This window comes from Microcystis sp. M179S2 (genome assembly GCF_020245805.1).
Taxonomy (GTDB): Bacteria; Cyanobacteriota; Cyanobacteriia; order Cyanobacteriales; family Microcystaceae; genus Microcystis; species Microcystis aeruginosa.
This window is the reverse complement of the sequence record NZ_JADBUE010000214.1, coordinates 1-9,087: the sequence shown is the minus strand read 5'-3', so window position 1 is coordinate 9,087 and position 9,087 is coordinate 1. Positions and strand designations below refer to the sequence as shown.

The following is a 9,087-nucleotide window of genomic DNA, read 5'->3' as shown; positions in this document are numbered from 1 at the left end:
CTTTAGCTAGTTCCGTAAAGTGACCAAAGGAAGCTTCTACTTGCCATTCACTACCGAGGATGGCTTGGATGGTTTTGCACTTAGATGGAGATTCAACGAGTAACAGCTTTTTCATATTTTTGTACCTGTGTAAACTTTATCGCTAAATGGAACTATTTCTGATTTTCAAGAGGTTTGGTTTGCTGTGCATTCAACATGGCGACAGCCCTACTGATATTGGCAGCATCTCTTTCAGTGACATTGGATTCAATGATTTTGCCCTGCGATTCGACAAGAATCGGATTAACAGGACGATCTTTTGCCTTTAAAGTCATCGTATCCGATGCTTTTTCGAGACTGAACTTGTAAATCCCCTTACCATCAGGACGCTCAAAGATAAGATTATTGCCATCTTCTTTCCCCTGAACTTGCAGCAGTTCTCGACAATCACGCGCCAGCTTCAGGTCACGTTCATCATTAGTCTCAGTGGAAGGTTGCGAAGTTTCTTGCTCATTACCATCGCGTTTATTTTCGGTTTTGTCTTTACCCAGTTTCGCCAAACCATCAAACATCGACAGAGCCAGAGCTTGAATCTGGGTTGCGTAATTAATCTGATTCTGCTCTTGAATAGCAACACTCACCAATTGAGCTTCATTACTATCGGAATCGGGATTACTGCTTGGTGCATAAGCCAGATCCCATTCTTCATCGAATACATCGTCTTTATCTTCCATAATAAAATCTGTCAAAGTAATTGGATAATTCTCTCGTTCAGCGATCGCTAAAATGTTGACTATATGAATATCGACAAGCTGATTAAAAGCCGTCACAAACTGGGCGATATTAACATCAGGATTAGCGGTAATCATCGTGTTTTCCTAGCGCTCTAGCTGGGGTTGAATAGGTTCTACTTTCAAGCGTGGCAATTTATCGGCAACGGAGGCAGGTTGACTCATGCGCTGAAAAATTTGCTTGAAACTAGCCAAATCCTCTGGAGTCATTGACTGAGCAGTGATTTGTCCTTTGTCAGTCCGCAGAATGTTTTCTCCCCTATCGTTAGCGATCGCGATGTCGCTATCTTCATTCCTTTGCAAGATATAGTTTTCACCCTTAAAAGTTTCTCTTCCTGTCTGTCTGAGGAAATTATCGACAACGACAACACCTCTAGAACCAGCAGGAGCCAAATCTCCCATCTTGGCGATCGTGGCAGGATAACCTTGCTTTTGAGTTAGGTCAGCCAGATCGATATTGGTGGTCTGCACGGCAGTTTGCGTAAAGTCGAGTGCCAATACTTCAAGGTCGGCTGATGGCTACCATTTTAGTGATTGATCGCCATTTTTGCCATTAACTCATAAATTTTTTGCAAAAAACTTGCTTTGATTGTGGCAACCATACGTGATTGTCATGTACCCTAGTAATAGACTATAGACAATCCCTTTTAATATTGATTTTTGTTGCTATGATGTCTTAATATTTGCTCATTGAGCGCTTCCTCACCTAATTCTTTTGTAATTTGAAAGCATGAAATTAAAATCTATCTCATTTGAAAACTATAAAGCTTTTTATGAAAGGCAAACAATGCAATTAAAACCAATTACTATTTTAATTGGTAAGAATAGTTCTGGTAAAAGTTCAATAGCTAAGTTATTTACTTTGTTGGAGAATTCTCTTTCAGGTGAGATAGATGAGCCTTTGCTATTAAATAATAATGGAGTAGAATTAGGCGAAGATTTTGAAAACTTATTCTTTGGTAATAGTTTAGCTGGAAAGCCAATCAGTTTCAAAATAGAATTTGAGAATAACATACAGATAGAAGTTGTGTTATTCGTAGGTGTGGGAAAATCTTCTAAGGACAGCTATGGACTAAAAATACTTGAATGGAAATATATAGATAACACTCCTCAATTCGATCTTAAATGGGAGAATGAAATTTACTTTGATAAAGTTAATAACAATCAACGAAATGTTGAATTTAAAGGTTTTATTCCTACGAATCTTCCTAATCAAGAAACTTCTAAAGATCCATTTCCTAAAATAAAGATAGATGTTGATTATATTGGTCCATTTAGAACTTTACCAGATAGATATTTTTATTTAACGGGACAAACACAATTCAAAGACACGGGCATTAGTGGGAAAAATGCATATTCTATGCTTGGCATGAGTAAACTTAAAGAAGGAGATAAGTTATATGAAAGTGTAGGAACATGGTATAAAGAACATTTTGATGGTTGGGAATTAAATGTTGATAACAGAAGTAAAAAGCCACTGATACAGATTTTACTTACTAAAGAAGATATAAGCATTAATCTTGTGGATGTTGGACAAGGTATGAATCAAGCTCTACCTCTAGTAGTTCGTGCAAATGTTACAGATAGACCTGATTCTATAATTGTTCTAGAGCAGCCAGAGCTACATTTACATCCTGCTGCACATGGCGATTTAGCTGAGTTGTTTGCAAAATCTGCTAAAGAAAATGACCAAACTTTTATTATTGAAACACACTCTGAAAATATACTTTTACGACTTCGTAGGCTAATTGTTGAAAATGATTTTGGTTTTACAAAAGACGATCTAATAATTTATTGGATAGAGGATGCAGAATTGAAAGGTAAAGAGCTTCTTGAAATTACTGTTGATGAAGAAGGGGTTTTTAGTACTTGGTCAGAAGATGTATTTAGCGAAAGCTTAACAGAAATTCTAGAAATGCAGAAAGCTATTAAACGCAAGGAACAAAAGGATTAAATCATGATCATATTTTTCAATAACACAGTTTTTCAAACCGAAGATTCTGATATACAGCATATTCTCGCTAAAATACTTGTTGAGATTCTTGAAGATAATCATTTTGTTGATATTCAATCTATTACTAATATTTTTTTTGATAGTCAGAATAAATATAATAGTAATATCCTAGAATGTCTATCTAAACGGGATAAAAAGCAGTTAGAAGACTACATTAGCAATGTTGCTCGAAAAAATATTAATATTACGAAATTACATAAAACTCATCTCACTCGTTTAGTTATTGGAACCAATCCAGAAGAGGTACATCCAAAAGATGCGTATAGAATTATTACAGAACGTTCTAAAGTTATTGTGGAAAATGGAATTAACGACTGGAAATTTATTCAAGGTGTTTGTCAAAAATACAGCAGTAGTAAAATATCAAGACAACCTATTTATCTCTTATTAAATAAAGCAATAAAACGAGGTACTGTAGAATCCGAAAATTCTGGTGGTGTACGTGAGATAAAAAAGGTAACTCAGCGATGGATTGATGATCCGCGCTATTCTAATATTTCCCAATATAAGTTAATAGCTATTTTTGATAGTGATAAAAAAATGTCAGACGGTCAAATTCTTGATACTCAATACAAAGACATAATTGACTATCTTTCACAAAGAAATATCATCTACCATAAGTTATATAAAAGGAAAATTGAAAATTATATCCCTTTAAATGTACTAATTACAAATGAAAAAATACCGCTTAAGCTGACTGAACTTGAAGAACTCAAGTTAAGAAATAGAAGTGTAGATGAATTAGACTTTCTGGAGTATGGAACTAAAGAAGAACAGTTGAATATTGGTATAGGTGAAGAAACAATAAAAAAAGAACTTCCTCAAATGTTTCTTTCAAACTTTTCCTATCGTGAACTTGAAGAAAGATGTAAACATCACAAAGTTTACTCAAATGAAACAGGTGAAAGCATTTCTGAAATCGAGGAGATTTTACTTAAAATAGTAAAAGTAATATAGACAGTATATCAATTCTCATTAAATATACATTTTAGGTAAAAATATGATAAACAATAAAATAACTGTTAAACCTGATATTGCGTTTCTTGAAGATCTATTAGAGGACGTAGCCAACGGTAGTTATAAAATACCTGAATTTCAAAGAGAATTTATCTGGACTTCTAGTAAAATGCTTCAGTTGTTTGACAGTATTCTACGAGGTTATCCTATAGGTAGTCTTCTTTTTTGGAAAGCTGAAGGTGTATATAAAACTGACGATGAAATAGGTCCCTATATTATTAAGAAGAAGACTGATGATTTTAAGTATATATTGGATGGGTTCCAAAGAATATCGACACTATTTGGTGTGTTGATAAATCCTAAAAATTTTGACGAAGAAAAAAATCCCAAAAAACTCAGTGATTTTCTAGTCTTTTTTGATGTTGAGGAAAATAGTTTTATTAAGACCAAGAAAAATTTTGCCGTTGAACTGTACAGAATATATGACAATCGTGAACTGTTTACTTATCTAAGAGAAATTGATAAGGCTCAAATTTCAGAAAATGATAAAAATATTTATATTGATAGATTAAGAAATCTACATGACACCTTACATAAATATAAAGTACCATATGTAGAAATTAAGGGGAGTGATATCAATAGTGCTGTTGATATATTTGAAAGAGTAAACTCAGCAGGGACAAAAATTTCTAAGGATTATATTCTTTCTGCATTGAGTTATGTTAAAAGCAATACTAATTTCAAACTTATTGACTCAATCAATATATTTTTAAATACTTTAGACAAATATAATTTTGAGAACTTAAAGAGAGACACGGTTTTGAATTGTATCTCTAATGCAAAGGGAAAAATCTATTTTGATGTTAAGAATGAAGATGAGTTGTTGACTGAAGATCTAGAATCTTTTATAGATGCAGCATATATACACATTACAAAATCTGTAAACTTCTTGTATCGAAAATTACTAGTAATAGATATTCATCTATTGCCTTATCCTAGTCAACTAATTTTTATTTCTGAATATTTTAGGCTTAATCCAGAACCCACATTTGATCAGTTTAAATCTCTAGAAAATTGGTTTTGGGTAACTACTTATTCCAATTACTTTACATTGTACTCTTTAAGTCAGCAAAGAAGTGCTTACAAAGTCTTTCGTGATTTTATAGATGGAGAGAGTACTGATGGTATTTATAAAGTTAATAGTGATATGAATTTCAATACTGCTAAGTATCCAAACAAACTAAATTTTACAGGGGTAAGACCTAAAGCTTTACAACTATTTTATCTAAAATCAATTGTTGATGGGAATGATGTTCAGGAAAAAGAGGGAATAAAAGAATTTTTTATCTATTCAAAGAAAGATAGAAAGCCATCTAATATAATTTTGAGATTATCTTCTGAGTTTGAAGAAAATAAAGACAAAAAACAGATTGATAATTTTATTACAACTTCACAATACGATGTTTTGGAGAAGCATTTCATAACGAAAGAAATGGTTGATTTATATAAACAAAACAAAATTGATGATTTTCTTTTAAAGAGAGAAGAGTATTTAAAGCTAAAGGAGAGACAGTTTGTAGAGAATCTGGGTATTAGATATACAGAATAATCTTTTTTAACTACTCAATCTTCTGAATCAAGAGCGACAATTTACTGATTGTTGCATAGGGCTTGCGAGATAAAAGCTGATACCAAGACCGACTTACCCGCACGAGTGGTCGCAAAAATACCAATATTCCGATGCTTTCGTACATCCAGATACAGAGGCATACCGCCTTCTTCGGTAATCAATTCAAACCCAGTCTCATCGACCGATCTGGGCATAACACAACACGTAAAGGCAACCGCTTCATCGGATAGATAAACATGACGACGGGGAAAGGGTTGAGCTAACAAATTGCCAACCGTAATTGGTAAGGTTTGCTTCCACATCAACCACGCATATTCAGTTTCGCGCTCTACCCATGCAGGACGTTGAAAGCAACTGCAAAAATAACGACATGCCTCATCAAGGGCATTGGGACTAGGACGGCGAATTAAGATCGCTACAGCCACGTTGATCGGAATTGCGCCCTCATAGAGTGCTTCTTGGGCTTTGACCGCTCTTTGTAGTTTTAACGAAGCATTGACATTGATGTTATTCAAAGAAGCGGACTGCTCTTGCGAGACAATGCTTTGCTTGGTCACACGCTGCATATTTGCTTTGACAATCGTTTCATTTGCCCTTGTAAACTGGCAAAAAACTTCGGTGTTTGATATCGCATCACGGGCGATCGCTTCCCAGAGATAGCGCATCTGTTTGCCCTTGGATACCCAGCCGCCTGGTTTATCCATGAAGGTCAGCACGCCAATGTATTCACCCTTGAGATGAACAAAGCCATTATCAGCAAAGGGAATTGAATCAGGACGCTCTAGCAGTAGTGTTTTCATATGCACTTGCGTAGTCACCTGTTCCTGCACACCGCGATCTGACATCACCAGCAATTGCGGAATCGGTGGTGCTTCACTGCTGTTAAATTGCTGCCAGAGATGTTCCCATAGTTCGAGATCTGTCAAAGGTCGCAAATCCAAACCCATGCGATTGGATAGAATCTGTTCCCAGTTTAGAAATCCATCGGTAAAGGCTTTAGCAAAAGCAATTTCATGGCGCTCCTGCTCAGCTTCTTTTTCTTGTCCCACCAATTGCTGATACAGCTTCTGTACCCAAGCCAGCACTTTTTCCAGAGCATCATTACCCTCGGCAGTCGAGCCGCGAATCGTGTAGGTTGCATAGAGACGTAGGAATTTAGGTTTTCTCAAACCCGCTTTGGCTAACTCTTGTACCCTTTGCTTCTCACCCATCACCAAAAACTTTAACTGCGGCGTATCCGCTTGTTCGTAGAGTTCTTGGAGTTGATTTTGGCGATCTCGATCTGAACTAACTGAACCAAAATGTACCGTCAGCTTTTCGCCATCAGGGATATCTTTCAAACCCGATTGGATCGCGTCAAACATCGATGTTTCTTGCTCGGCAGACAGGGTGGTATGAATACCTTTAGATTCCCAACCAAACACGAACTGCAATGATTCTAGGGATGAATTACCTTGTTTAAGGACAAAGCAACTCACTGTCCGATCTCGTAGCTCAAACTTGAGGATGCATTCTACGGCAAGCTCTTTTTCAAAGTGCTTATAGCCCTTACGATTAACTTTTGGATTAGCGACGGACATATCTTTTTGGCTCCTGTTTGCTCATGTCTTTGTACCGATACGCGCCTCGCGTCCATCTGGGTACGGGGATAAATTTTGATAGAAACCGATATGGCTTGGAACCCGTTAAAATCCACCATGTTGTATCCCCCCAGGCAACGATTATTGACACCCATAGCCATGACATATTCAAAAACACGTAGCAAATCATAAACAGCGTAAAGCTGATGATTGCCCAAGGAATAATCAGTTCGGTGGGAAACGGTCCAATCTTCGGACTTGCGCCCAGAATGGCATTGACCTTACGAAATTTGTATTCGTCTGACATGGTTCCTAAACCCCAGTAATAACTGCGGCTAGGATGTCTCCCATAGTCACTGTCACTACTAGAATCAACGGAGTACGCGCTAATTGCTGCCAATCATCATCGTTTCTAGCCGACTGGATCACTTTCACCAATCCAATCCCTAGATAAATCACAAATAATGCTCGCAGCACGTTAAAAATCAAAGCAACCAAAGATGCATCTATTCCAGGAATCGCACCACCTAACCATGTCTGGGTTTTGTTGAAAAACTGGGCTTGAGCTGGCTCGATTGTAAAAATCAACAGCAAACCGATTAGGAAACCAATTCCTGTGCCTAGAAGTAAAACGGGGCTGTACTTGCGATTTCGTAGATGTTGCTCAACTTTGCCATACAGCATTAGTAAAGTTTTTGGAAAAGCCAACAGCAAGCCAATCAAGGCAAGTAATCCAGTCAGGTACATGCTTCTAGAACAGGAGAAGGCAATGACGATTCCGACTATTGTGGCGGTTAATGTGGCAATTTGTGGGTCTTGGATTCTGTTGAAGAACTTGGAACCATTGCGATGAGGAGTATAAGTAACTCTCATCCCATCGTTTGGAGATGTTTTCATTTTTTCGGTTTGTGAGAAATTGGGCTTCTTTGCTTGACTGCATCTTGCACCATAGCCCTGTTTTGGTCAATCACCGAAGCTCGACACAGTGCTGATTTAGGCTGTATTTGCAACATCACGCTTACGACGATGATCTGCTAAAGCTTCATTTAAACCACATCGAAGATATTGCGATCTCAATCGCCATAACCCTGTCCGTTCGATTCCTAGAACCTTGATTATTTCTGAGATAGCGGCTCCATTGTGCATAGCTAGTAACACTTGAGCGCGATTGAGCATCGAGATGTGGCTAGTCCCCTTGCGACAAAGCTTTAGGCATTGCTGATAATCAGCTTTTGAGAGTGTTAGTTTTAGTCTTTCCATGTTGCATATGACGTTTTGTTAAGTTGTTTGTAAAGTAGAGCCAAATGCATGTTTTTCGTTAGTTTTTTAGTCGCTTAGGTCACTATTCATTTAGTTGTCGGACAATTAGCAGGTAATTTATTTGGCTTGAATGTTTAACATGATACTGTACATTCTCTTTTTCATTCATATCAATCATCTATTTGAAAGAAACTTAATCGACTCTGATATCTTCAGCAATATTTCCATTGTCTATAGCAATCCGAAATGAGTTATAGCTAGAGATTTATCCATAGGCAAAGAGTTTAGGAAAAGAGAAGAAAGCGCCATAGAGAATCTCAACAAAGAGAGACTTAACCATATCAAAAGACTTAAACAGATAATAACAACTGCGGATAAATCGCTTGGCAAAGAGCCAAATATCTTCCACAGGATTCTGTTCAGGAGCATTTGGGGCAAACAGCATACAAGTGACCTGCCATTCATCAGGATGTTTGCCAGCATTGATTGATTCCAAGTATTTGGGCATCGCCTTATATTTGTGATAACTAGCCCCATCCCAAATCACGCTGATTTTCTGGTTTGGGCGCAAGGATTGTAAGTATTTCAAAAAGTCTACGGTATTTTCAGAATTACCTGTTGCGTATGCTTTAACAATAAATTCCTTGCTGCTATAGTCTAAAGCGCCATAATAGGTCTGACGTTCACGCTCGTTTGTCATTGGCACTTCAATCCGTTCGTTGGTTTTACCCCATATATAGCCACAGGTATCTCCCCATACCAAATGACATTCATCGGTCATGAACACACTTCTTTGTCCACTGTCGATCTCGCCTTGCCAAGCGGCAATTTGATTCGTGATTTCCAACTTTTTTAAACTTACCTGTTCTCGGTCTT

At 37.1% G+C, this 9,087-nt stretch carries 9 protein-coding genes; 3 read left to right on the top strand and 6 right to left on the bottom strand.

Going from position 1 to position 9,087, the window contains the following annotated elements:
* Window positions 1-152: 152 nt before the first annotated feature.
* Together IM500_RS13320 and IM500_RS13315 are read right to left on the bottom strand one after the other, a co-directional pair.
* A complete protein-coding gene (locus IM500_RS13320) occupies window positions 153-848 on the bottom strand; it encodes a hypothetical protein (protein ID WP_287722514.1) in 696 nt (231 codons plus the stop codon).
* A 9-nt stretch (window positions 849-857) separates the two neighbouring features.
* Complete coding sequence (locus IM500_RS13315) at window positions 858-1,268, bottom strand: hypothetical protein (RefSeq protein WP_287738647.1); 411 nt, start codon at window positions 1,266-1,268, stop codon at window positions 858-860.
* A 232-nt stretch (window positions 1,269-1,500) separates the two neighbouring features.
* Between IM500_RS13315 and IM500_RS13310 the strand changes: the two genes are divergently transcribed.
* Genes IM500_RS13310 through IM500_RS13300 form a run of 3 tightly spaced genes read left to right on the top strand, consistent with a single transcriptional unit; the run spans window position 1,501 to window position 5,350 of the window.
* Window positions 1,501-2,724, top strand: a complete 1,224-nt coding sequence (locus IM500_RS13310; protein ID WP_287722511.1) for an AAA family ATPase — start codon at window positions 1,501-1,503, stop codon at window positions 2,722-2,724.
* Window positions 2,725-2,727: 3 nt separating this feature from the next.
* On the top strand, window positions 2,728-3,741 hold the full coding sequence (locus IM500_RS13305) for a hypothetical protein (protein ID WP_287707235.1): 1,014 nt from the start codon (window positions 2,728-2,730) through the stop codon (window positions 3,739-3,741).
* Window positions 3,742-3,784: 43 nt separating this feature from the next.
* A complete protein-coding gene (locus IM500_RS13300) occupies window positions 3,785-5,350 on the top strand; it encodes a DUF262 domain-containing protein (protein WP_287707234.1) in 1,566 nt (521 codons plus the stop codon).
* Between the two features lie 41 nt (window positions 5,351-5,391).
* Here the strand turns inward: IM500_RS13300 and IM500_RS13295 are convergent, their stop codons facing one another.
* The 4 genes from IM500_RS13295 to IM500_RS13280 all read right to left on the bottom strand — a co-directional run.
* Entirely contained in the window at window positions 5,392-6,951 is a 1,560-nt protein-coding gene (locus IM500_RS13295; RefSeq protein ID WP_287722510.1) for a putative type IV secretion/conjugal transfer ATPase, read from the bottom strand.
* Between the two features lie 312 nt (window positions 6,952-7,263).
* Window positions 7,264-7,848: a hypothetical protein gene (locus IM500_RS13290; RefSeq protein ID WP_287722508.1), complete on the bottom strand. Its 585-nt coding sequence runs from the start codon at window positions 7,846-7,848 to the stop codon at window positions 7,264-7,266.
* Between the two features lie 96 nt (window positions 7,849-7,944).
* On the bottom strand, window positions 7,945-8,127 hold the full coding sequence (locus tag IM500_RS13285; RefSeq protein WP_287722506.1) for a hypothetical protein: 183 nt from the start codon (window positions 8,125-8,127) through the stop codon (window positions 7,945-7,947).
* Window positions 8,128-8,476: 349 nt separating this feature from the next.
* Window positions 8,477-9,087: transposase (locus IM500_RS13280; RefSeq protein ID WP_287738646.1), on the bottom strand; the 611-nt coding region annotated here is incomplete at its 5' end.